This window comes from Pseudomonas sp. SIMBA_068, from assembly GCF_046534705.1.
In the GTDB taxonomy this organism is placed as follows: domain Bacteria; phylum Pseudomonadota; class Gammaproteobacteria; order Pseudomonadales; family Pseudomonadaceae; genus Aquipseudomonas; species Aquipseudomonas putida.
This window is the reverse complement of sequence record NZ_JAWRYI010001343.1, coordinates 1-245: the sequence shown is the minus strand read 5'-3', so window position 1 is coordinate 245 and position 245 is coordinate 1. Positions and strand designations below refer to the sequence as shown.

Annotated in this window: 1 protein-coding gene; it reads right to left on the bottom strand. The window is 50.6% G+C overall.

The window, feature by feature from the left end; genetic code table 11:
* Window positions 1–3: 3 nt before the first annotated feature.
* Window positions 4–245: SAM-dependent methyltransferase (locus tag SB756_RS33970; RefSeq protein ID WP_410913747.1), on the bottom strand; the 242-nt coding region annotated here is incomplete at its 5' end.

The window sequence follows — 245 nt, the reverse complement described above, 5'->3', positions numbered from 1 at the left end:
AATTTAAAACGCCTTGGTATGAAGGCGTTTTAAATTGTCGTAAACCCGAGAGAGGCGCTGTTCGTCGATATCAACCGCAACAACCTGCGCTTCTGGTGCCACCTCAAGGATATGCGTTGTTTTACCGCCGGGGGCGGCACAAAGATCCAAAATGTGTTCACCGTTTTGTGGCGCAAGCCAGGTCATGCAACCTTGTGCTGATGCATCCTGAACGGTAACCCATCCGTCTTCAAAACCAGGTAGCG